This window comes from Bacillus sp. EA-CB0995, assembly GCF_055814245.1.
Genome location: NZ_CP169269.1, coordinates 3990297 through 4015291, shown reverse-complemented (window position 1 = coordinate 4015291; position 24995 = coordinate 3990297). Strand labels below are relative to the sequence as shown.

The 24995-nt window shown below is 35.4% G+C and carries 20 protein-coding genes and 5 pseudogenes; 14 read left to right on the top strand and 11 right to left on the bottom strand.

Going from position 1 to position 24995, the window contains the following annotated elements:
* The first annotated feature begins 92 nt into the window (after positions 1 to 92).
* A pseudogene (locus ACEWFJ_RS20610) lies at positions 93 to 652 on the top strand (nitroreductase family protein).
* Positions 653 to 695: 43 nt separating this feature from the next.
* On the opposite strand, the gene ACEWFJ_RS20605 reads toward ACEWFJ_RS20610, so the two are convergent.
* Positions 696 to 1001 (bottom strand): DUF952 domain-containing protein, encoded by a 306-nt coding sequence (locus ACEWFJ_RS20605; protein WP_473689760.1) that lies wholly within the window; start codon positions 999 to 1001, stop codon positions 696 to 698.
* Positions 1002 to 1202: 201 nt separating this feature from the next.
* Here ACEWFJ_RS20605 and ACEWFJ_RS20600 point away from each other — a divergent pair.
* Positions 1203 to 2620: pseudogene (locus ACEWFJ_RS20600) on the top strand (SpoVR family protein).
* 60 nt (positions 2621 to 2680) lie between these two features.
* Here ACEWFJ_RS20600 and ACEWFJ_RS20595 read toward each other — a convergent pair.
* Complete coding sequence (locus tag ACEWFJ_RS20595; protein ID WP_473689759.1) at positions 2681 to 3883, bottom strand: macrolide family glycosyltransferase; 1203 nt, start codon at positions 3881 to 3883, stop codon at positions 2681 to 2683.
* 482 nt (positions 3884 to 4365) lie between these two features.
* Between ACEWFJ_RS20595 and ACEWFJ_RS20590 the strand changes: the two genes are divergently transcribed.
* A complete protein-coding gene (locus ACEWFJ_RS20590) occupies positions 4366 to 5037 on the top strand; it encodes a MerR family transcriptional regulator (protein ID WP_473689758.1) in 672 nt (223 codons plus the stop codon).
* Positions 5038 to 5413: 376 nt separating this feature from the next.
* Here ACEWFJ_RS20590 and ACEWFJ_RS20585 read toward each other — a convergent pair whose 3' ends face one another.
* The 7 genes and pseudogenes from ACEWFJ_RS20585 to ACEWFJ_RS20555 form a co-directional block, all read right to left on the bottom strand.
* On the bottom strand, positions 5414 to 5908 hold the full coding sequence (locus ACEWFJ_RS20585) for a CcdC family protein (protein WP_473689757.1): 495 nt from the start codon (positions 5906 to 5908) through the stop codon (positions 5414 to 5416).
* A gap of 13 nt (positions 5909 to 5921) precedes the next feature.
* A complete protein-coding gene (locus tag ACEWFJ_RS20580) occupies positions 5922 to 6320 on the bottom strand; it encodes a DUF2871 domain-containing protein (protein WP_098308157.1) in 399 nt (132 codons plus the stop codon).
* Between the two features lie 61 nt (positions 6321 to 6381).
* Positions 6382 to 6750, bottom strand: a complete 369-nt coding sequence (locus tag ACEWFJ_RS20575; protein ID WP_098308159.1) for an HsmA family protein — start codon at positions 6748 to 6750, stop codon at positions 6382 to 6384.
* Positions 6751 to 6986: 236 nt separating this feature from the next.
* Positions 6987 to 7700 (bottom strand): ABC transporter ATP-binding protein, encoded by a 714-nt coding sequence (locus ACEWFJ_RS20570; protein ID WP_473689756.1) that lies wholly within the window; start codon positions 7698 to 7700, stop codon positions 6987 to 6989.
* Positions 7700 to 8772, bottom strand: a pseudogene (locus ACEWFJ_RS20565) (ABC transporter permease). Before ACEWFJ_RS20565 ends, ACEWFJ_RS20570 begins: the two are co-directional and overlap by 1 nt.
* Before the next feature lie 244 nt (positions 8773 to 9016).
* Positions 9017 to 10409, bottom strand: a pseudogene (locus ACEWFJ_RS20560) (sensor histidine kinase).
* A 396-nt stretch (positions 10410 to 10805) separates the two neighbouring features.
* Positions 10806 to 13025: an MMPL family transporter gene (locus ACEWFJ_RS20555; protein ID WP_473689755.1), complete on the bottom strand. Its 2220-nt coding sequence runs from the start codon at positions 13023 to 13025 to the stop codon at positions 10806 to 10808.
* A gap of 247 nt (positions 13026 to 13272) precedes the next feature.
* On the opposite strand from ACEWFJ_RS20555, the gene cdr reads away from it, so the two are divergent.
* The 9 genes from cdr to ACEWFJ_RS20510 all read left to right on the top strand — a co-directional run bounded on the left by cdr (position 13273) and on the right by ACEWFJ_RS20510 (position 20290).
* A complete protein-coding gene (gene cdr / locus ACEWFJ_RS20550) occupies positions 13273 to 14940 on the top strand; it encodes a CoA-disulfide reductase (RefSeq protein ID WP_473689754.1) in 1668 nt (555 codons plus the stop codon).
* A gap of 323 nt (positions 14941 to 15263) precedes the next feature.
* Positions 15264 to 15542, top strand: a complete 279-nt coding sequence (locus ACEWFJ_RS20545) for a metal-sensitive transcriptional regulator (protein WP_473689753.1) — start codon at positions 15264 to 15266, stop codon at positions 15540 to 15542.
* 71 nt (positions 15543 to 15613) lie between these two features.
* Entirely contained in the window at positions 15614 to 16183 is a 570-nt protein-coding gene (locus tag ACEWFJ_RS20540) for a sulfurtransferase TusA family protein (protein WP_473689752.1), read from the top strand.
* Positions 16184 to 16230: 47 nt separating this feature from the next.
* A complete protein-coding gene (locus ACEWFJ_RS20535; protein WP_473689751.1) occupies positions 16231 to 17361 on the top strand; it encodes an MBL fold metallo-hydrolase in 1131 nt (376 codons plus the stop codon).
* A gap of 69 nt (positions 17362 to 17430) precedes the next feature.
* Complete coding sequence (locus ACEWFJ_RS20530; RefSeq protein ID WP_098308173.1) at positions 17431 to 17658, top strand: sulfurtransferase TusA family protein; 228 nt, start codon at positions 17431 to 17433, stop codon at positions 17656 to 17658.
* A gap of 465 nt (positions 17659 to 18123) precedes the next feature.
* Positions 18124 to 18498, top strand: a complete 375-nt coding sequence (locus tag ACEWFJ_RS20525) for a rhodanese-like domain-containing protein (RefSeq protein WP_473689750.1) — start codon at positions 18124 to 18126, stop codon at positions 18496 to 18498.
* Between the two features lie 16 nt (positions 18499 to 18514).
* Complete coding sequence (locus tag ACEWFJ_RS20520) at positions 18515 to 18811, top strand: rhodanese-like domain-containing protein (protein WP_473689749.1); 297 nt, start codon at positions 18515 to 18517, stop codon at positions 18809 to 18811.
* A 108-nt stretch (positions 18812 to 18919) separates the two neighbouring features.
* Positions 18920 to 19399 carry a DsrE/DsrF/DrsH-like family protein gene (locus ACEWFJ_RS20515; protein ID WP_473689748.1) on the top strand — a complete coding sequence of 160 codons (480 nt, stop codon included), beginning with the start codon at positions 18920 to 18922 and terminating at the stop codon, positions 19397 to 19399.
* 111 nt (positions 19400 to 19510) lie between these two features.
* The gene (locus tag ACEWFJ_RS20510; RefSeq protein ID WP_473689747.1) at positions 19511 to 20290 is read left to right on the top strand and encodes a sulfite exporter TauE/SafE family protein; all 780 of its coding nucleotides are present in this window, start codon (positions 19511 to 19513) and stop codon (positions 20288 to 20290) included.
* A gap of 60 nt (positions 20291 to 20350) precedes the next feature.
* On the opposite strand, the pseudogene ACEWFJ_RS20505 reads toward ACEWFJ_RS20510, so the two are convergent.
* Positions 20351 to 21494: pseudogene (locus ACEWFJ_RS20505) on the bottom strand (LCP family protein).
* Between the two features lie 314 nt (positions 21495 to 21808).
* Here ACEWFJ_RS20505 and ACEWFJ_RS20500 point away from each other — a divergent pair.
* Positions 21809 to 22645: an ABC transporter permease subunit gene (locus ACEWFJ_RS20500; protein ID WP_473692620.1), complete on the top strand. Its 837-nt coding sequence runs from the start codon at positions 21809 to 21811 to the stop codon at positions 22643 to 22645.
* A 1-nt stretch (position 22646) separates the two neighbouring features.
* Positions 22647 to 23636, top strand: a complete 990-nt coding sequence (locus ACEWFJ_RS20495) for an ABC transporter permease (RefSeq protein ID WP_473689746.1) — start codon at positions 22647 to 22649, stop codon at positions 23634 to 23636.
* 200 nt (positions 23637 to 23836) lie between these two features.
* On the opposite strand, the gene ACEWFJ_RS20490 is transcribed toward ACEWFJ_RS20495, so the two are convergent.
* Complete coding sequence (locus tag ACEWFJ_RS20490) at positions 23837 to 24772, bottom strand: alpha/beta hydrolase family protein (RefSeq protein WP_154712497.1); 936 nt, start codon at positions 24770 to 24772, stop codon at positions 23837 to 23839.
* Positions 24773 to 24995 lie beyond the last annotated feature (223 nt).

The following is a 24995-nucleotide window of genomic DNA, read 5'->3' as shown; positions in this document are numbered from 1 at the left end:
ATAGGAGGAAACTAGATTATAATTGAAATTGATAATCTTTATCATTTATTAACGTATACATATAGATATAAGATGATGAAGGAGAGGAACAGATGACAACTTATACGTCTATTGCAAATGTAATAAAAGAAAGAAGGTCTATTCGTACCTTTACAAATAAAGTAGTAGAAAAAGCATTATTAATTGAACTATTAAATAATGCAACATGGGCACCGAATCATCAGCATCGCGAGCCGTGGAAATGTAAATTATTTTTGGGGGATGGCCGTAAAAAGTTTGTAGACGCTGTTTTAAATTCTTTTTCACCAGAAGAGAGAGAAAACGCGGAAAAATGTTAACGGAACGTTTTATGAGTACACCAGCTCAGATTGTTGTCTATATGGATGAAGACCCACGCCAAGCGCAGCGTGATGAAGATTACGCTGCTGTATGTGCATTTATGCAAAACTTCCAGCTCCTAGCTTGGGAACAGCAATTAGGCGTTGTTTGGAAAACAGGTGGACTTATTTACAATCCTGCTTTCATGAAAGCAATTGGTTTAACGAAAGGACAACGAATTGTTGGTATTTTACATGTTGGGTATTTTGATAAGGCGCCAGAAGGCAAAGAGCGTACACCAATTATGGAGAAGTTAGAGATTATTGAAGGATAATATAAAGAAGGATGTTTATTAACATATAAGCATCCTTCTTTTATTATGCAAGTTCTGCTGGAAGGGTGAACGTTCCATCTTTATGTTGATTTAATATATGAATGTTTGTGATTGCACTCGTATGTATAACACCGTAAATATGTGGATAACGTTCACCATTTGCAGCTAATTCGTATTTCATTTCTGCTTGTACACGCTCTGGATCAATTGTTAAAAATACAATAGAAGGTTCTGCTGCAAAATGTTTGTGAGCAACTTGTAATGATTGATTGAGAAATGAGCAGTGAATGAACCCCCTTTCTGTAAAGAAGTTTCGATAATTACTCCTTTTTCTTTCGCAGTTTCCCATGCTTGCAGTGTCATCACTTTTATGATTGTATTCATAAGATTATCCCCTTTGTAATGAATGTTCTCTAAAGGGAATTTTACATGTTTTGCAAGATAATCGCATCTAAAAGACAAAATAAATTGAGGTAATTTCTTTAATTTTCATGAAAGCTTGTTTTCCTTCATACACTTTCATAAGGGAATGTGTAAGGAGGGGACAGAGATGAGAAGTAGTGAGGACAAAGCATTACAATATGCAATTGCAGAAATTACGGAAATTGCGACAGGATTTGGGTTAGATTTTTATCCGATGCGCTATGAAATTTGTCCAGCTGATATTATTTATACATTTGGTGCATATGGCATGCCAACGCGCTTTTCACATTGGAGCTTTGGAAAGCAATTTTATAAGATGAAGCTTCACTATGATTTAGGACTTAGTAAAATATATGAGCTCGTTATTAACTCCGATCCATGTTATGCTTTTTTGCTCGATACAAATTCATTGATTCAAAATAAGCTTATTGTCGCTCATGTATTGGCGCATTGTGATTTCTTTAAAAACAATATTCGATTTTCTAACACGAAACGCGATATGGTTGAAAGTATGGCGGCAACTGCAGAGAGAGTTAAAAATTATGAGCATAAATACGGAAAAAAGAAGTAGAAACTTTTTTAGATGCTGTGCTAGCCATTCAAGAGCACATTGATCCTTCACTTATGAGACCGAAGCTTGCGTGGAGTATAGATGATCAAGAAGAGGAGGAACAAGTAAGGAAGGCTCCCTCGCCGTACGATGATTTATGGAATTTAGAGAATCGAAATAAGAAACGAGAATTACCTAATGTACGGAAGAAAAGAAAAATTCCTCCGCAACCAGAAAAAGATTTACTTCTGTTTATTGAACAATATAGCCGAGAATTAGAAGAGTGGCAGCGTGATATTTTAACGATGATGCGTGAGGAAATGCTGTATTTCTGGCCGCAGCTTGAAACGAAAATCATGAACGAAGGCTGGGCTTCGTACTGGCATCAACGTATCCTTCGCGAAATGGACTTAAGCTCGGATGAAGCAATAGAATTTGCAAAACTAAACGCAGGTGTTGTCCAGCCATCGAAGACGAGTATTAACCCGTACTATCTTGGCATTAAAATGTTTGAAGACATTGAAGAACGCTACAATAATCCGACAGAAGAGATGAAGCGCCAAGGCGTAAAACCAGACTCAGGAAGAGAAAAAATCTTTGAAGTACGCGAAATTGAATGGGACGTTTCGTTCCTTAGAAATTACTTAAACAAAGAACTTGTTATGCGGGAAGATATGTACTTATTCCAGCGCCAAGGGAAAGATTATAAAGTCATTGATAAAGATTGGGAAAATGTTCGGGATCAGTTAGTGAATATGAGAACAAACGGCGGTTTCCCATATTTAATGGTCGAAGATGGAGATCATTTAAAGAACGGAGAATTGTACATTAAGCATTATTATGAAGGAATTGAACTTGATTTAAAATATTTAGAGAAAGTATTGCCGTATATTCATCAGTTATGGGGAAGAACAGTGCATATGGAGTCGACTGTGGAGAATAAGAGTGTTGTGTTTTCTTATGATGGGAAGATGGTGCATCGGAAGTATGTGTGAGAGCCGCTGGGGAACCAGCGGCTTTTTATTTTTGGCAGTGTAGGAGAAAAATATTTATATTTAGATATCATATTTACTTTTAAATTCAAAAATCTCTTCAACAGCTTGGTGATACCCGCCCGATTTTTGAAAGGATTTACTAATGTTGCCAACAGCCTGTAGGAAAGATGGATTGTGTAATACTTGGTCCGCAGTTTCACGAAGTTGGTCAGCGCTCAGACTGTGCATGCTTAAATTGATACCTGCTCCGATATTAGCAACTCTTTGAGCAACAAAAGGCTGATCCGCGCTTTGTGGGATTACAATTAGCGGAACCTCGTAATAGAGACCTTCATGGGTACTGTTCATTCCACCATGTGTGATAAATAATTTAGAGTGTTTTAGCACTTCGGTTTGTGGAACATAATTTTTTACAATGAAGTTTTTAGGAATATCCCCTAAATCAGATATTTGAACTTTTTTCCCAATAGACATGACAACGGTATGATCAGTGTTCCCAAATGCCTTAAAACAAAGCTTATAGAAATCAATTGCTTGATTAAAGACAGTACCCAGTGAAATATAAATTGGGCTTTTTCCCTTGATTGTAGTAAGGTCGAAGTTTTCTTGCGTTAATCGTGAAGAGATGGATGGACCTACAAATTTGTATGTTTCGTCAAATGTTTCTCCAAAAGGTTGAAATTCTCTAGTTGTATAAACGATTGCAAGTGGTGCAGGGTTACAAAAAACTTCATAAGGAGAAGTGATTTCAACACCATATTTTTCTTTGATTTTTGTTGTTAGGTTTTGAAAATCATTATTTATCCTTTTAGCAATTTCTGTTGGGATATTTTGCGAAAGATGTTCTAACATTTTTTCAAATGATATTTCAGTCTGAGCAAAAGATGTACACGAATTAATTGCGGGGAGCTTTAGAATTTGCGAAAGTAAACGTCCACAACCAAACATAGAATCGTGAATGATGTAATCAAAATGTTCTCCCTGGATCTGTTCAAGAACGCTAGGTATAATGATATCCGCCGTATGTAAAAGACCGTTGATTCTTTCGAATAAATAGTTTCTTCCACCTGAGATAAAGGCTTCTAAAAATTTTTGGCCATCAAATGTTCGTACAGTAGCTCCCGTCTTCTCGATACGCTCCCGAAAAGCTTCTATTGTGAAGTACACTACCTCTTCCCCGCGTGCAATAAGCTCTTGTACAACACCAATTGTTGGATTGATATGTCCTTCTGATCCACCATTAATAAATAAAACACGTGCCATTATAATCACTCCTTAGGTAAAATGTTCTCTAAATTGTGTAATAGTACGGATCACTGTCCTACATCATTGCTCAACTCAATTACAAGTATCAGAATATAATAGTTGTGTGTCCTCTATGTGACCTAACGTATGTTGAAAAATAAATTTCTCATAACTAATTACTTCATTTTTTTACTTTAAACGTTGTTTCTTTCTCTTCTATACGATCCACGAAGTGCAAATCGATTATTCTTTTAACAACTGCCAATCTAAGACCATAGCTTTCGGTTGTTCTTGTTATTTAAAAACTAATAAAGTAATGTTTTTTTCAGTCGCCAATAGTCTTAAATTTGGATGTGATTCTTAAATAGGAAGGCATCTTTTTCATGAAAACTGTTATTAATATAAAAAACAAAAAAGTTTTAAAAAGAGACTTGAATCTAACACGATGTCAGGGTGTATAGTAATTTTGCCGGTGAAATTACTTCGTACGAAATGAGGGGTTGATTCTGAATAAAAAAACTTGGAAAGTTGGAGAATTAGCCAAACAAACTGGACTTACGGTACGGATGCTCCATCATTATGACAAAATGGGATTGTTTTCTCCTTCGGTTTCTTCTGATAAGGGACATAGGATTTACACTGAAACAGATATTGCCAAGTTACAACAAATCATGTCACTTAAGCAGCTAGGTTTTGCTTTGGGCCAGATTAAAGAAATGATAGAAAATCCAAATTTAAATCCAGTCGAAGTTATAAAAGTACAGCTAGATAGTGTAAAAGAGTACATTCGAATACAAAAACAATTATGCAGTCGGTTGGAAAAAATATACGAACTGCTTAACAGTCAACAAGAAGTGAGCGGAGAACAATTCATAAATTTAATTGAGGTGATAAATATGAGTAAAGAAAAATATTTTACCCAAGAGCAACAAGATAAGATGTTCAAACAAATGGGACTAGAAGAAAGAAGACAATGTGTAAGTGAATGGGCTGAAATAACTGCAAAAATACGAATGGAATATGAGAAAGGAACACCATCCGAAAACCTAGACGTAACACAATTAGCAAAACAATGGAATGAACTCCTCAATAAGTTGACTTTTAAGGATCCTGAAATCTCCAAAGCAGCTGAACGTTATTATAAAGAAAATCCTGAAGTAGGAAAAAATTAGGAATAGATAAGATTGATAAACAGCTTTCTGACTACATCAAGGATGCTATATCACACAGTTAAATTCATCTTTATTATCGCAGAAAAAGTCGTAAGTATTTGTATAGCTACGGCTTTTTCTTTTTGCCTAGTCAAACGGGATTATTGAATAATCTCTTAGACCTGAAAAACTTTATTTGGGGGCATTTACTATTGTATTTATCAATATTTAAGCAACTTTAAAGAGCAATACTACAACTCGTAAGTAGTATTACTCTTGGTTTTTCACATCGGAAGTGTGTGTAAAGGTCGCTAGGAAAGCCAAACACTATAGAAAATAAATAACGTGAGCCCGGTATAATACCGGACTCACGTTATTTAGAGATGCGCTTTTTTGATTAAACGCTCTTGCTTACAAAATCCATTTCCTTTTGCAATTTCATAAATGAACGATACATTCCAACTCTCCAAGATGCGATCATCGCAAAAGCAAGTAAGAAGAACATACCGCTTAATTGTCCTAAATCAATTGATTGACTTAAATATTCTTTCATACCGATGCGGACAGCAAGTAAACCGACTAAAATAACTATAAATGCTTTAGAAGGTATTAAAAAGATATCTTTTCCGCGTATTTCAAATTTTGATGTTTTAATAAGAAAAATAGAGAAGAATAAACCAACGATCACTGCTTCCCAAATTTCTGATGTTGTTAATCGGAATTCTGGTAAGATGTACATGCATGCTCCCGTACTCATAAAAATCGGAGGGAGTACAATTTTCTTTAACGATACAGGTTTCTTTGCTGATTTTAAGCGAATAATCATCATTCCAATAGCCATGCAAAGAGCAACAATACTCATTACAACAGCTAAGTTTATATTTAAGTTCATATTTTACCTCCTGTTATCCCTTGTATGATTTTTTCAATAAAATCATAAACCAAACTAGAGCAATACCAATGATAGTATGAGACGTTCCTGCTATATGACTTAATCCTTTAAAATCAGTTCCATTTATTTGAAGAAGTCCGCGTGCCGCCAATGAACCAACTGTTGAAATCAGTCCTATATTATAAACGATGAACCACGCATTAAAACTTTTTGCTTCATGAAATGCAAATGATTTTGATAATGCAAAGGCAATTAAAAAGAACAAAAATCCAAGAACTAACATATGCGTGTGCAAAAGGTTCAGCAGAGTAGTGCCTTGAATTCCCTGCGCTTTTGCATATTCTCTTGCAAATACACCGGAAAATAAACCGATAACTAAGTAGACAAAAGATGCATTATATAACTTTTTCATAATAACCCCCTAAGGTAGTAATAGCAATGTTTATTTCTGGGAATAGAGCTGTATTTAGAAGCTATCTTGTCATTCCGTATATGAGGCCAGAAATATATGGGATTAACCAAATGAACCATACGATAACGCTTAGTGTGTGGAATGTTGTCATCATTTTTTTATCTTTTCTTATTAACACAATCGTTGCCCAAACAGCATGAAATAGCATAAGTAAAATTGCTGATAAGCCTGTTATTCCGTGAAAGCTGAGGAGAGATCCTGCTGAAGCCATTTTCTCCATTAATGTAGTTCCGAGCGTATCACATACTAATCCAAGCCAAAAAATAATGACATGCCAAGGTTTTAATGTTTTTTGAAATTTTTCACTCCATACTCCAATTGTATAAAAAATGAGTGCAGCTGTAATACATGTAATAGCAGATGCTAACACGTTCATCATTCCTTTCTAACAGTCATTTGCTTTATATAAAGCATGTTACATGAGAATTATGAATAGAATATGAACGCAATATTACATATGAAATTCGTCTAATTATTATATTAAAATTGCGTTATGTTGTAAATGAAAATGAAAGTATGCTTTAAATGAAAGAAAACTTTCTTATTCCCAAGTCAGATAGGGAATAAGAAAGTTTTTTTAAGATTACTTTTATTGGACTTTTGCTCTTAAATTTCGTTTTCGCGTAGTAATTTTCCATCTCGAAGTGTTAAAATTCGATCACATACATCAAGCATTTTTTCATCGTGTGTAATCATAATTGCTGCTTTTTTGTTTTTCTTAACTTCATGCTTCATTAATTCAACTACTTCTCTAGCACGTTTTGAGTCAAGACTAGCAGTAGGTTCATCGGCTAAAATTAAGTCTGGATTATTCATAAAAGCACGAGCGATGGCTACACGTTGTTTTTCACCGCCTGAAAGTTGATTTGGATAATGATTCATTCGATGTGATAATCCAAATGTTTTCAGTAATTCAGTTGCAAACTTGTCCGCTTCTTTTTTATTTTCTCCCTTTAACTTAGCGATATATAAAAGTTGTTCTTTAACCGATAAGAAAGGTACGAGATTTGCAAATTGGAATATAAAACCAATTTTTTCTAGACGAATACTTGTCATCTCTTTTTCTGATAAATTTGTTACGTTTTGCTCAGAAATATAAATGTTTCCTTTTGAAGGAGAGAGAAGTGCACCAGCAATGGAAAGCAATGTACTTTTCCCTGAACCTGATGGACCAACAATACCGATAAATTCGCCCGCTTTTACATCTAACGTAATTGGATGAAGGGCAGTTACTTCTGTATCTCCTTCGCCATATACTTTACTTACTTGTTCAAGCTTTAATAATGACGTTGGGTTATCCCATTTCACTTCTGTTACCATTACATTCCACCTCCGATTGCTTCTAGTGCATCTACTTTCAATACTTGATATAGAGAAATTAGTGTACCGAATATACTAATTACGATAAAGATACCTGCATATTGCACGATTGTTGTTGTTGTTAATAAGAATGGCATGCCAGCTGGTAAAACAGTCTCTATTGCCAAGATTAAGCCAATGCCGATTACAAGAGCGACACCAGATAAGAAGATAGATTGTACAACTAAATTACCTGCTAAATATGAGTTTTTTGTTCCGATTGCTTTTAATACGCCTAATTGATGTGTTTTTTGTAAAGTAATAACATAGAAGAAAACACCGATTAATAATGCTGAAATTACAAGTAAAAACGCAATAATCATCGTTAATGTTCCTTGTTCTTCTTTATAACCTGGAATACCTTGTAGTACTTCTTTTTTATCAACAATTTTTACATTATCTGTATTATCGATTTTTTTATCAGTATTTAGAGCGATTATACTGAAATCTTTTTCATTTGGCATTGCAATGCTGCTCCATACATTTTCATTCATATGAACAACAGGTGTATGGCTAAACATTTGATTTTCTGTAAATCCAACAACTTTGAAAGTTTTCTTAGAAATAGGATCTACTAGCTCATCTCCAAGCTTTATACCTTTTTCTTTGATGGATTCATCAGCAACGATTTCATTGTCTGCTAAAGCACTGTTTTTCCCTTCAATCACTTTTGGGGCAATGAATGAATCTTGTTTACTTGCAAAAATAGCAGCATCAACTTTTTTGAACTTCCTTCTTTTTCAAATGTCGTCATTTTAAGATGCATTGGAACCGCATCTTTTTCATCAACTTGTGCTAATACTTTATCTACGTCGTCTTGCTTAATTTGAGAGCGTAATAATTTACCCTCGGCATCACTTGATACTACAAACTTGTCTGCTTTCATTCCGATAATAGAAGAGGCATTATCATGAGATAAACCATTTGCTAAACCTGATATGATAAGTACAAGAAATGATAAAAGTATCATTATTGTACCGATTAATCCGTATCGTAATTTTGATTGTTTTAATTCTTTAAGTGCTAAAAACATTACGTTCATTCCTCCTTGTTTCGTTCTATGCTCTTATCATAAAGAGGAAATATGAACGGAATATGAACAAAATATTACAAAAGCAGAGCCTACCGTTTATCCCGCTATTCGCGGGCAGTAAGACCTCCACCTCAAGATTAAGAGAAAACGAAGAAGATAGGTGGGGAATAACTGCCTGTAAAAGCCCGATTAGTTCAACTAACTATTAGTGGGGGATGAAAAAACTCCCACTGATGGGAGTTTTTTATATAGATTCTTCTTTTGGTTTCGGAAGGTAAATGGAAAAGGTCGTTCCTTTTCCAAGTTCACTATCAACTGTTATTGCTCCGCCATGAAGGTCAACCACCTTTTTTACAATAGAAAGACCTAATCCGCTTCCATTTACATTTCTGTTTCGCGCAGTATCGACTTTATGAAAACGATCAAATATTTTTTTATTTCATGCTCCGGTATACCAATACCCATATCAGTGATCGAAATACGCCACTCTGTTTCCAGTTCTTCTGCTTCAAATAAAATTGTTCCGCCGCTTTCTGTAAATTTGATGCTGTTGGTAAACAAGTTGGTCCATACTTGATGAAGCAAGTTTTCATCTCCGTAAATTTGTATGCTAGGAACATCCATTTCAACTGCAAGTTCTTTTGTTCGCCATTCCCACTCAAGCATAAAAATAATATCTTTTATTTGTTTCCCTAAATCAAAAGGTTGCTTACATAAAGTAAGATCTTCTTTATCAAGCGATGCTAACATTAATAATTGTTTACATAAACTGGACATGCGTCGACTTTCGGATTCAATGATTTCTAAGTAATGTTTTTGCTCAGCTGTAGTTAAATCATGCGTTTGTAATGTTTTTGAAAATCCTTGAATAGATGATAGGGGGATTGAAATTCATGAGAAACATTCGAAACAAATTCTTGTCGCATCTGCTCTGAATTTCGTAATCTTTTGGCCATTCTCCGAAAGCTAGTTGCAAGTGTGCCAATTTCATCGCGCCGATTTTCTGGCAGTGCTAAATCATAGTTCCCACTTGCAATTTCTTTTGTCGCACGTGTAAATCTTTGAATAGGGCGAACGACAAAGCGGGTAGCTATCGCGATACAAATCAGGCTGATTATAATAGTTAATCCTAATAAAACAGCATAGAAAATACGTAATTCTCCAAATTGCTGTTGAATATCTGGGCGAATAAATAGCGCATACACTTTACCGTTATTTTCAACAGGAATTCCTATACTATTCGAAAGTGTATTGTCAAAAAAGCCGGTAGCAAATAAACGATTTGGATATGTTAAAATCCCATTGTATATATTTCCGTTTAATACATGTTCAATCGTCTCTGCGCTAATATTCATTTTCTTGAAATCATCACCGTACCGCTTACCTTGTTTTTTATCGTCTACTACGTAAATTTCAAAGCCAAGGCTAGAAATAGATTGTAAATAATCATCTTTATAAAGTTCTGTATTTTTTTCATATAAATGCTTTACTTCTTCTGCATACTTTAAAATTTTCTCACTGTTATATGGTTTTAAATACACATGATAATATACATTTGTAAGTAAAAATGCTACAACACTACTAATTAACATAATAAAAATCGATATAATGACAAATCTTGAATATAATGATCGCATAGTATTTCACCTCTGATTCATTTTTCTATCCCGCATTAACGGGCAGTAAGACCCCCACCTCAAGATTGAGAGAGAAGCAAAGAAGATAGGTGGGGGATAACTGCCCGTAAAAGCCCGATTGGTTCAACTAACCGTCAGTGGGGGATGAAGAAAACCCCCACTGACGGAAGTTTCACTTTATCTTTGGACAGTAAGACTTCCACCTTGAAATTTTGAAAAAATAAAGAAGAGAAGTGGGGAGGAAGAAAAAACTGACGGAGTTCTACGTTTGTAGAATAAGAAATGTTTATGAACAGAAGATGAACACGTTATTACAATTGCGAAGAAAACGAAAAGTGTGCTGTCAGCAAATTTGATAGCACACTTTTCACTTTATTTAAACGATGAACCATTAGGTTATTTCAAATCTGTTGGAATTGAAGAAATTTGCTTAGAACGGTTTGGCTTGAAAAAAATTAGAATCGAAGGGAGCAGCATACCACGAACAAGGAATGTATCAATTAAAATCCCCATTGTCATCGTCAAACCGAACAGAAAGAGTTCCTGAAGTGGTTGCGTAATGAGTACACCGAATGTGGCTGCGAGTATGATACCAGCTGATGAAATGACGCCCCCTGTTAAAGCGACTCCACGTGCCACAGCTTCTTTCCATTCATGTTTTTGCGCCTCTTCTTTGATTCGGGATACGAGCATAATATTATAGTCCACCCCTAATGCAATGAGAAATACAAAGGTGTAGACCGGTAGACGATAGCTAATCGAGTCGTAACCTAAAATATAATGAAAGATCATCCAACCTAGTCCTAGCGTTGCTGAATAAGAAAGTAACATTGTTATCATCATTGTTAGCGCTATTATGATAGATCTTGATTGGAATGCAAGCATAATTAAAATGAAAATTGAAATGAGCGAGAACGTCACGATCGTATCTTTTTGATTTAAAGATTGCACATCTAATTGCTGTGCTGTTTGCCCGCTATAATGCAAGGAATATTGCTCTGAATCGAAGCCACTTTTCGTTAACAAGTCCTTACTATTGTCTCGGAGCGTACTTATTGTATTTAAAGCTGCTTTATCGTATGGGTTGTCTTGCAAAGTCAATTGCAGTCTGATGGCATGCTTTTCTTCTGATAAGAAATTTTTTGGCAAATTCGAATTTGGTGCGGATAATCCTGAAGTGATTTCAGGTGTAACGGTATTTACCCCATCTAGTTCTTTGATTGAGTTTGATAATGAAGCTAATTTTTCAACAAATGGTTGGTCTAATGCAATTTCTTTATCTGATTTCAAAATGACAGTCACAGGTGCTAATTGTCCTGGTGGAAAGTTTTCCTCTAAAATTTCAAAACCTTGCCGCGATGAAATGTCATTTGGAAATGACTTCATTAAATTAAATGAATATTTCATAGATCCAACGTTCAGTGAAGCAAGAATGAGCATAATTAACAGTATACTTGCTGTGATGGAAGGCTTTTTCTTTACAAAAGTGCCTACATTTGTCCAGAAGCCGCTTAACTTTTCTTCTTTTTCGGCTACTTTTGGAATGAAAGGCCAAAATGCTTTTCGACCTACTAGTGCAAATAGAGCGGGAATGAGTGTGATGCCTCCAAGAAGAATGAACACCATGGCAACTGAAAATACTGGGGCAAAGTTATGATATGCATTAAAAACAGCAAAGAACAATGTAAGCATCGCAACCAGCACCGTTCCGCCGCTGAATAAAATAGGTTCCATTACTTGCGTTAATGCAGCTTGCATCGCATCGTACTTCGAATCAGTCTTTTTTAATTCCTCTCTATAACGAGCTAAGATGAATAAACAATAATCCGTTAAAACTGCAAAGAGTAGAATCATCATAATGGAAAGAGCTTGTTTCTCAACGACGAACCATCCATTTTGGCCTGCTAATCCTAAAATGCGATCGACTACTTGATATACGATACCAGCAATGATTAATGGAATGACAGCAAGCAATGGGGAGCGATAAATGATGATTAATATAATAAGAATTAATCCGATTGTTGCAAACATTAATACGAAGTCAGCGTTTTTGAACAGCGTAATCGTATCCGCTGCAATTCCAGCTGGACCTGTAATCTCAAACTGTAAATCTCCTATATCTGTTTGTTTCACATGGTTTCGAATTTGCTCTAATGTCTCATAAATTTGATCCGATTCTAAATCTTTCGTTAGCGCAATATTTAAAAGAATAGTCGTGTTATCTTTGGAAAACATTTTATCTTGTGTGGCTTTGGGGAGTTGGTGGAATGGTAAGGCACTTGCGACATTTTTCGGTTTATCATCTGAAGAAAGCCACTTACTAATTTCTGAGATTTTTGCACGCTCGGCCTCAGTGATTGCATCTTTTCCATGAAAAACAAGTAGGGCGACTGCTCCATCTTTGGATGGAAATTGTTCGTCCACTATTTTTTGGGCTACAGCAGACGGAGTATCTTCATGTATGCTTCCTTCACCACTGCTTGTTGCGTATTTTTTGGCTGATGGTGCAATGAAACTTAAAACGCCAATAACAAGAATCCAGCCGATTAAAACTATTTTGGCACCCTTTGGACTACTTATAAAACGAGCAAGTTTGTGTAAAGGACGATTAATCACATGTATAACCTCCCTTTTTTATTTTCAGGAAAATTTTAAAATAGAAATATGAACGGAATATGAACAGAATATTACAAAAATTATGTCGATAATTAGTTCTTAACTTTGTTTCTATTTTGTGAACAAATGGAAATATCGAGCTGGAAATATTGCATTAATGTTTTTTTATGTTTATTATATACCTATACGGGTATGTGTAATTAAAAAGTGAAAATGATTGAACCATATATGAAGGAGGAAAAGAAGGATGAGTAAAAAAATTCTTGTAGTTGGCGGAGTTGCTGGGGGTGCGTCAGTTGCAGCACGTCTGCGTCGTTTAAGTGAAGATGATGAGATTATTATGTTTGAGCGTGGAGAATATATTTCGTTTGCAAACTGTGGACTGCCCTATTATATTGGCGGAGTCATTCAAGAAAGACAAAAGTTGTTAGTGCAAACAGTTGAAAAAATGTCAAAACGTTTTAATTTAGATATTCGCATTTTAAGCGAAGTGATAAAAATTAATAAAGAAGAAAAAACAATTGTTGTGAAAAATGCAGTTACAAATGAAACTTACGAAGAATCTTATGATGTTTTAATTCTTTCACCGGGTTCTAAGCCGATGGTTCCACCAATTCCAGGCATTGAAGCAGCGAAAGCGTTATTTACATTACGAAATGTACCTGATACCGATCGTATGAAAGGATATATTGATGAAAATAAACCGCGTCATGCGACTGTAATTGGCGGAGGCTTTATCGGCGTTGAGATGGCTGAAAACTTGAGAGAAAGAGGTGTTGATGTAACACTTGTTGAAATGAACAATCAAGTAATGCCACCAATTGATTACGAAATGGCAACATACGTGCATGAACATATGACAAAGCATGGCGTTCAGCTCATTTTAGAAGATGGGGTAGATGCTTTTGAAGAAGATGGGGAAATTATTCGTTTGAAAAGCGGTACAAAAATTCATACGGATATGATTATTCTTTCTATCGGTGTCCAACCTGAAAGCAGCTTGGCAAAAGATGCAGGCCTGGAACTAGGAGTTCGAGGGACAATTAAAGTAAATGAAACATTGCAAACTTCTGATCCATCTATTTATGCGATTGGAGATGCGATCGAAGTAAAAGATTTTGTTACGGAAACAGAAACAATGATTCCACTTGCATCGCCGGCAAATCGTCAAGGGCGTCTATTAGCGGATATTGTTCATGGCCATGCAGAGTCTATATATAAAGGAACAATGGGTACATCCATTGCTAAAGTATTTGAAATGACAGTGGCTTCAACAGGAGTAAATGAAAAAGTATTACAACGTTTAGAGATACCCTATGAGGTAGTTCATGTACAAGCAAACTCTCATGCGGGGTATTATCCAAATGCCTATCCGATCTTACTAAAGCTCATCTTTAACAAAGAAACGGGAGAAATTTACGGAGCACAAGCTGTAGGCCGCGATGGTGTAGATAAACGAATCGATGTCATTGCAACGGCAATGAAAGCAAAATTGAAAGTTATGGATTTACCTGATTTAGAATTAGCATACGCTCCGCCGTATTCTTCTGCTAAAGATCCTGTAAACATGGTGGGGTATGCAGCAAGCAATATGATTGAAGGACTTGTTGATACAGTGCAATGGCATGAAATTGATGACATCGTTGAAAAAGGCGGATATTTAATTGATGTACGGGAACCGCATGAACTAAAACAAGGGATCATAAAAGGATCTGTAAATATTCCATTGGATGATTTGCGTGATCGATTAAATGAAATCCCGACAAATCAAGAAATTTATATTACGTGTCAACTTGGCATGAGAGGTTACGTAGCAGCACGTATTTTAATGGAAAATGGGTATGCAGCAAAGAATGTAGACGGTGGTTTTAAATTGTATGCGACAGTTTTACCAAACCGTGTTGCGCATGAATAACTAAATCTTGTTTATTATAAGTGATAACGTCTTGTCAGTTTTGATAGGACGTTATCCCGCATTAACGGGCAGTAAGACCCCCACTGATAGAAAGAAAAGCGAAGAGGATAGGTGGGGGATAACTGCCCGTAAAAGTTCGATTGGTTCAACTAACTATCAGTGGGGGATGAAGAACTCCCCACTGATAGAAGTTTCACTTTATCACAAAAAAATAAAAAAGAGGGGTTTACAAAATACCCTCTAGGGTATAATATACGTGTATAAGGTTAAACAAACACTTTACTTTAACATAAAACAAATGAAAGTATGGAGGTGCTCATACATTGGAATATGGTCAAGATATGAAAAATCGTTTGAAGCGAATTGAAGGACAAATTCGTGGTGTGCTTCGCATGATGGAAGAGGGAAAAGATTGTAAAGAAGTGATTACACAACTGACTGCATCACGCTCTGCGATGGATCGTACCATTGGATTAATTGTCGGAACGAATTTAGAAAAATGCCTTCGCGAGCAATTTGAAAAAGGTGATACATCTAATGAAGATGTAATCAAAGAGGCTGTACAACTACTTGTAAAAGTAGATAATCTGTCAATTTATTGACAGATTTTAAAAACGATTTTAATATACCCGTACAGGTATATGTGTGATAATAGTTTCAGGAGGAATGAAACATGAGTATACAAGTTAATACTACATTGGATTGTAAAGGTTTAGCATGCCCGATGCCAATTGTTCGGACGAAGAAAGCAATGGATACATTAGAAGAGGGCCAAGTAATTGAAGTGGAAGCGACAGATAAAGGATCGATAGCTGATATTCAAGCTTGGGCGAAAAATGTAGGACATCAATATCTCGGTACGAAAGACGAGAACGGTGTTTTGAAGCATTATTTACGAAAAGCACGTCAAGAGGAAATGAAGGAAGAGGCTAAGTATCCTCGTACAATGACAAATGAAGAACTACAAAATAAGTTAACATCTCAAGAAGAATGCATTGTGTTAGATGTACGGGAACCAGCTGAATTTGCTTTTGGTCACATTCCATTAGCTGTATTAATTACGTTAGGTGATTTAGAAGAAAGATGGAGTGAGCTTGATCAAACAAAACCGATTTATGTCATTTGCCGAACAGGTAACCGCAGTGATTTAGCATGTCAGTTACTAGAAAAACAAGGTTTCTTGAATGTGAAAAATGTAGTCCCTGGTATGTCGCAGTGGCAAGGTGCTTTGGAGCAGGAATAAAGAGTTTTTTATTTTTTAAATAAAAATATACCATAGGGGGTAAATTAATGGGTGTTGTAGGATTACAAGCGAAAGATGTTGCTGAGAAGGTGTTGTTTGAAGAACTGTTTATTTTAGATGTTCGTAATGAAGCAGATTATGTGGATTGGAAAATCGAAGGAAAGCAAGTAGCATCTATTAATAAGCCATACTTTGATTTATTAGAAGGTGTAGACGGTATTTTGGCTGAACTGCCAAAAAATCAAGATATTCTTGTTGTATGTGCGAAAGAAGGATCTTCTATGTTTGTAGCTGAACAACTCGTAGAAGCTGGCATAGAGAATGTCTATTATTTAGTTGGTGGTATGAAAGCTTGGAGTGAGTATGTCAAACCGATTAAAGTAGGTAATTTAAAAGATGGCGGTAGCATTTATCAATTCAACCGCGTCGGAAAAGGTTGTTTATCGTATATGGTTGTTTCGAATGGTGAAGCGGCAGTGATTGATTCTGTACGCACAATCGAAGCTTATGAAAGTTTTGCGAAAGAACAAGGTGTTGTGATTACGAATGTTATGGATACACATTTACATGCCGATCATATTTCTGGCGGTCGTAAGTTAGCTGAGAAGGTAAACGGTACGTATTGGTTACCACCAAAAGATGCAGAAGAGGTCGTATTTTCTTATGAGCCGCTTATAGAAGGAACTGTCATTACAGTTGGAACAACAAAAATTGATATTCAAGCAATGTATTCACCAGGTCATACAATTGGAAGTACGTCATTTATCGTAGATGATTCTTATCTTCTATCAGGTGACATTTTATTTGTAGATTCCATTGGCCGTCCAGATCTTGCGGGTAAGGCAGAAGACTGGGTAAGTGATTTACGTACTACTTTATATAAACGTTACAAAGAATTATCTCAAGAGTTAATTGTTTTACCAGCTCATTATTCTAAAGTGAGTGAACTGGATGAACAAGGCGTAGTTAGCGCAAAATTGAAAGATTTATTTGTACAGAATGCAGGATTAAATATTGAGGATGAGGCAGAGTTTCGTAAAACAGTTACAGAAAACTTACCACCACAGCCGAATGCATATCAAGAAATTCGTCAAACGAATATGGGGAAAATCAATCCAAATGAAGAAGAACAGCGTGAAATGGAAATAGGACCAAATCGCTGTGCGGTTCATGAGTAACATGAGATTCTAGTTATCTTCTATTAGGAAACAAATTTAAAATAAAACATACTACTGGAGGTATATAAAATGAATGTAAAGCAAGTATTAGATGCAAAAGGATTAGCGTGCCCAATGCCAATCGTAAGAACAAAAAAAGCGATGGATGCCCTGCAATCTGGAGAGGTGCTAGAGGTTCATTTAACAGATAAAGGTTCTATAAAAGATATTCCAGCATGGGCACAAACAGGTGGACATGAAGTATTACAACATGTTGAAGAAGACGGTGTTCTAAAATTCTGGATTAAGAAAGCGTAAAAATAAGAGTCTTATTGCGGAATTCAATGTGTATATTGAGAAATGTATGGAGCTAAATGAATTTAAAAATAGGGGGATAATGATAAACATGTTTTATATAGGTATTGCGTTAATGATTGTTTTTGCCCGTATACTTTTTAGACGTTACTTTCCTATCTTAGGTGTTCCATGCATTTCACATCCTAGAACTGTAAAATATGGTAATGAAGTTATTTTAGATTCACGTGATTATAATGAAAGCAGTCAGGAAAGCATTCCCGAGTCTATTCAAATACCATATGCATATTTAGCGAGATATTATCATGAAATTCCAGATAGACCGATTCATCTTATTGTCAATAATACGTTAGATCGAAATTTGAGTATACGTTTTTTGAGAAAGAAAGGCTTTCATATACAAAGCTATAGCTTAACAAAATGTCCGTGTAGATAAGGTGAACAACAAAGGATTGGAGGGGATGTTGTATGAGTACGAATGTAGCATTGAACATCGTTTTTATTGCGCTTATTTCTTGGTTTGTTATCTCTCGTTTTTTACCTGTTAAGGGAGTAAAAAATATAAGCGGAAAAGCACTAAAAGATGAGATCAAGAAAAAGAATAAGAATAAGCAATTGATTGATGTTCGTACACCAGGGGAATTTAGAGGCAATCATATTCAAGGTTTTCGGAATATGCCATTAAATGAATTAGTACAAAAAGCAAATAGCTTAGATAAAAACAAAGAAGTAATTGTAATTTGTCAAAGTGGAATGAGAAGTAAACAAGCAACAAAAATTTTAAAGAAGCTAGGGTTTAAACATATTATAAATGTCTCAGGTGGTATGAACGCTTGGAGTTAAGGAGGATGTATGAAGAATGAAAGAAATTACTGCGAAAGAATTAGAAAATAAACTTATGAGTAATGAAACGGTAAACATGATTGATGTGCGTGAGGTAGAAGAAGTTGCTGAAGGGAAAATTCCGGGAGTACTTCATATTCCACTTGGCTTATTAGAGTTTCGCATGCATGAGTTAGATAAAAATAAAGAGTATGTGATTGTATGTCGTTCTGGTGGCAGAAGCTCGCGAGCAGTTCAATTTTTAGAAAGTCAGGGTTTCCAAGCTATCAATATGAATGGTGGAATGTTAGCTTGGGAAGGGAAAACAGAGTAGTTATGAAATAGATGAACAGAAGATAGAAAGTCCTTTCAGTTGTGAAAGGGCTTTGTACGGATTTTTTAATTACCTATACGGGTATATGTAGTGACGGGAGGATTCAATATGGAACAAAAGAAAACAACAACAATTGTGTTATTTAGCGGGGATTACGATAAAGCGATGGCAGCGTATATTATCGCAAATGGTGCAGCAGCGTATGATCAAGAAGTAACCATTTTCCATACATTTTGGGGATTGAATGCGCTTCGTAAAGATGAGCCGATAAAAGCAAAGAAAAATTTCTTAGAGAAAATGTTTGGAAAGATGATGCCCCGCGGTGCAGATAAGATGGGGTTATCGAAAATGAATTTTGCAGGTATGGGACCGAAAATGATTAAGCATGTCATGAAAAAACATAATGCAATGCCACTGCCAGATCTAATTGATATGGCGAAAGAACAAGGAATAAAGCTAGTCGCTTGTCAAATGACAGTGGATTTATTAGGACTAAAAGAAGAAGAAATTATGGAAGATGTCGAATTTGCAGGAGTTGCAGCATATTTAGCGGATGCGTCTGAAGGAAATGTGAACTTGTTTATTTAAATTCAACCCCTTTTAAATCTCTAATGGGTAGTTATACGTATCGAAATAAAGAAATTGATGAGGGTATTCTATGAGTAGGATACCTTCTTTTCAAAAGGGGGAAGAATGAACATGAGCCTTGGCTTTATCGTTGTGCTCTTTATTATTGGTTTTATTGGTTCATTTATTTCAGGAATGGTCGGCATTGGTGGCGCCATTATTAACTATCCCATGATTTTGTATATTCCAGTGTTATTAGGGTTTACTGGGTATACAGCACATGAAGTAAGTGGAATTACAGCTGTACAAGTGTTTTTTGCGACTTTTGCAGGTGTATGGGCGTATCGTAAAAGTGGTTATATAAATAAAACATTAGTGCTATATATGGGAACGAGTATTTTAATAGGAAGTTTTATAGGGAGTCTTGGTTCAAAGGTATTAGATGAGAATCAAGTAAATGTCGTGTATGCGATTTTAGCTACAATTGCAGCCATTATGATGTTTGTACCGAAAAAGAATCGTGATGATCTCCCTTTAAAGGAACTTACGTATAATAAGTGGTTAGCTAGTGTTTTAGCTTTTATTGTAGGCTCTGCTTCAGGGATTGTTGGAGCAGGAGGAGCTTTTCTTTTAGTACCTATTATGCTTGTCATCCTCAAATTGCCTACACGTATGACAATCGCGACTTCATTAGCGGTTACTTTTATTTCTTCTATAGGTATTATGGTTGGAAAAATTTCTACAGGACAAGTAGTTGTATTTCCGTCTATAATCATTGCCATTGCAAGTTTACTTGCATCGCCTATCGGAGCGAGTGTCGGTAAAAAAACGAATCAAAAAATATTACAGTGGATATTAGCGATATTAATTGTTGCAACATCAGTTAAAATTTGGATGGATATGTTGTTGTAGTATGCTAACTTTGCTTTTTCATATAAAATAAGTCCTATTTTCATAGGACTTATTCTTACATTAATTATTATTTGTTGATTGGCTTGTTGGATTCTTTGATGTAGGTTGTTCTTTATCCTCTTGGTCTTGATTCTGATTTTTATCTTCATCTTGCGCTGCAGGCTTTGTATCAGCAGGAAGTCCAAGATGGTTACGTAGTTGGTTTGTTATATCAGTTATATTTTTTGATCAGGCATGTAGTAATACGTATGTTTCGGAGCATAAGAAGGCTTACAAATTTTATCCTCTGCCATATAACAGTCTTCGCCAGCTAGTTGTACTTTTTCAATTGAAGACCCTATACCATATTTGTAGAATGATAACATATCATCAAATGAGAAATTTGTTTTAAAGTCTCCATTAATATCATCAATGATTTTTCCTACTTTTGTTATGGAACCAGCACTCGCTAGTTTTTTTACAGTAGCTTCAATGACAAGCTGTTGACGTTGACCGCGCATAGCATCGCTATCAATTTTGCGTGTTCTTGCTAGAGCAAGAGCTTGTTCTCCATTTAGATGTTGGTACCCTTTCTCCAGATGAATTGCACCGGCTGTATCGTTACTATCTTGTTCTGTAAACGTAACGGGTACATCTACGTCGATTCCCCCTAAATCATCGACAACTTTAATGAAAGATTTAAAGTTGAATTTTACAAAATAATCGACAGGAACGTTAAATAGTTTTTCTACTGCGTCAATAGTAGCTTGAGGGCCACCATCTTTTCCGTTTTTCACAGCACCAAATGCATATGCATGTGCAATTTTATCTTTTTTCTTCTCTATTGGAATGGACGTGTATGTATCACGTGGAATACTTACTAGTTTTACTGTTTTACTATCTTTATTAAAAGTTGCGAGTAGCAGCGCATCTGTATGAAATGAGCCAGCGTACTCTTTTTCACGCCCTTGGTTTTCATCAATCCCCATAATTAAAACAGATACGTTATTAGAAATGGGTTTGACAGCTTGTTCACGTAATTTGGATTTATCACCGCGCGCTAAATCATGAGCGGCATTTCGAACAGCGGAAGATGCTTTATTCACTAAGAACCAAGTATAACCTCCCCCGATAATTAAAAATAATACAATAACAAACCCTACAATTTTAAATTTTTTATTGCTTTTTTAGGCTTATGTTCACGTAAATTTGGTTGTTGATCCATTTTATATACTCCTTCATCGCTAATTGAAGCTAGTGCAACGCTTACATCAACTAATTATAATTCTTTGTTATAAAAATAGCATTACAAATTATTTACTATTTATGAATTTTCAATCTTTTTTCGTAAAAAGAATCTGTCCAAAAAGTAGTTATTTAGATATTTGAGAGCCAACGTCTTAAAAAACAATTTACAGAAAATATTTACAATTACAAAAACTGTATATAAAATGGAAGAAAAAGGATAGGGGAAGAGGTATGGTAAAGAAGGTTTTCATACATAGTTCGGAAGTGCTTGTGTAATTCTTCTTATCGGTTATCGGGATTATTTGTTTAGGGGCGTTGCCTGGTTTGTTTCAAGGTTTAAAAATAGATTTTCATAAATATATAGAGACGGTAAAAATGGTTTGTAATAATTTGTTACATATGTCGTCGATGACGTACTTGCCAATTAGTAAAGATCCGCAACCAAGACCGCTATTTCCTCAATTATTTGTTCATTATAAAGAAACGATGGTTATCTTTTTAGCTTCTTTTTTTATTTCACTTTTGATTGCTTTTTTAATTGTTTATGTTATTTTATGCAGCAGCACGAGTGTTCAAGAAAAAATCAAATCATTTTTACTCTTTCTTGAATCTATTCCAGATATTCTTCTCATCGTTGGTTCGCAAATTTTTGTCATTTGGATTTTTAAACAAACAGGTATTTTAGCTGTAAGTATTTCGGGGATTGGAGAGCAATCTATTCGAGGATTACCAATCACTTGTTTAAGTGTGCCGACGACAATTATGTTTGTAAAATTATTATTACTGCGTTTTGAAACAGAACTTGAAAAAGATTATGTACTGTTTGCAAAGGCAAAGGGATTAAACAAGCTTTATATTTTAAATCATCACGTATTACGCAATGTGTTATTAAGCACGCTCTTTTTTGCAAAAACAAATATTTGGTTTATGCTATCAAATTTGTACATTATTGAATGGCTGTTTAATACGTATGGCATGTTTGTATTTGTAAGGGAAGCCACAGGTGTTAATTTTGCAGCAGGTATTCCTGTTTTTACGGTGAGCTTGTTGCTTCTTTATATACCTATTTTTATTATTTTTAAGTTGTTTCATTATTTCGTGCCCAATGCAATGAAAGAGAGGCTATAAGATGTGGCAATATATGAAGCGTGATAAACGGTTTTGGGTGAGTGTATCATTTATTGTTATACTTGTTCTATTAAGCGTTGGAAACACCCTTTTTAATGATGGGAATATTCGAAAAGTGTCCATTCAGTTCGATAAAGACGGAACACCTGAAGTACCTCCATTTCCGCCTTCATTTCAGTTTTGGCTTGGAACAGATGACAAAGGATTTGATTTATTAAATTTAGTCATTGAAGGTGCAAAGTGGACAATCGGTGTATCTGTATTTATTGCGTTATTACGCATAGCATTTGGCATTTGTTTCGGTGTTTTTCTTGGAACATACATAAAGCGGGGATTTACAAAATTAGAAGCTTTTTTTGATGGTTTTACAATCATTCCAATGGTTATGATTGCGGATTTTTTACTACGTTATGCAATTCCATTTCACAATGGCGAAGCAACTTCTACCTTTTTTGAACGGGCTTCGTTTGAAATTATTTTATTAACGGCGCTGGCGGTTCCGACAATTTCTTTATACATTGCTAATGAAATTCGTAAGTTATTAACAGAAGAATTTATTGATGCTGCTAGAATTTTAGGAGGCAGTAAACGACACATTATCATGAAACATGTTTTTCCGCACTTGTATTCAACTTTTGTGATTGTATTTATGCAGCAATTTGTGCAAACGCTTATTATTTTGCTGCATCTCGGTTTATTGGGTTTATTCTTTGGAGGAACTGTTATTTTTTATGAGGGAGTGGATTCATATACTCATGAATGGTCAGGGTTAATTGGGGTCTATTTTCGGTTTTTAACAGTTCATCCGTGGATTCCACTTGTACCTATTACATTTTTTGGATTAACCATTTTTTCAGGAAATATAATTGTAAAATGTATACAGGATGCAGTAGCGAAGGCCAAGCTAGGAGAGAGTACAAAACAGGAGAAGAGAGAAGAGAAACAACCTATAGCAACAGAAGAATTGTTTGCGTTTAAGCATACCATGTGAATGTAGATTCTTGGTTAATGAGGAAGGCCATTTGTAGAAAGTGAAAAATAAGCAACTGGTAAAATTTAAACATACTATAATTAAAAGAGGATATTATGTTCAATATAGAGCATAAATCCTCTTTTTTTATACATAATAGAATGAATAATCAGACATTCGGAAATAAGAAGAATGTGAAGTAAAATATCTTCATATAATGCTTATAATGCGGTGTATCCGGCACTCATACACAACCATTCGACGATGTAATCAAACCTCTCTTTTGTCAGTCCATGGCCACCATTATATCTCTTATGACATAATTTATTATCAGCCCCATATTTTGCGTATGATGGACGGGCTTGTTCAACAATAAAGTCTGCATCCCTCGAGTATTTGTCTTCATTCGCAGAGACAATCAATAACGGTCTTGGAGCAATACAGTGTACTAAATCAAATATATCATAGCTTTTGTTGAAACGCGGAATCACGCTTGCCAGTTCAATACCTACATCATTTAGCATTCGGTTCTCATAGGTGCACGCGCTTCCACTTGCGCAACTAAAGCAAATCCGCTCATCTAACGCAGACAAGAATAGCACGGTATTTCCACCATAAGAATGCCCCAGTGTGCCAATTTTTTTATTATCAGTAAAAGTAAGTTCAGACAGCAAAGTTACTCCATTCATAGCGTCAAACAGTACTTTTTTCATCAGATTATCACCCTTTAAGATGCGGTAAGACATTTCATTTAAATGTTGAAAAAAATCCTCATCGCCTGGTAGAGGTACTATCCCCTGCGCATTTTTCCGTCTCTCTTCAAAGCATATCGAGTCAGGTGCTAAAACAACAAATCCCTTTCTCGCTAATTCCGGTCCAAAAGCCTGCAATGGATTACCAGCTAATCCGCATACCTCACTTTTCCCTAAATGATGCTCGCTGTTATGCTGGTGATTTATTAGTATTGCAGGATTATTATTAAGAACTTCGGGAATTAAAAGAAAGGCAATGACTGTATCTCCATTGGAGTTATACTCAATAAGATGTCTCTTATATCCATCCTCTTTTATGGATTCTATTATCCTGTATTCGATTGAAGCTGGTATATCATCGGCTTTAATACCAATAATTTCAGAAATCCCTGACTTCAAGTCCATCGTCTAAACCTCCACTAATATAAATAATCTTCCGTTCGCAGTTTTCCACTAATGAGTAGTTTTAAATGTATTGACATAGATAAATTATAACATTAGTGATAACTTGTTTAAATGTAATGCTTCACAAACTTCATACCAATGTTATCAAAAATATTTTTGCTTGAGATTCTTATTCAATTAAATGGCCCGATTGTTGAAAAAAAGCTAATGACCATTGTTCAAC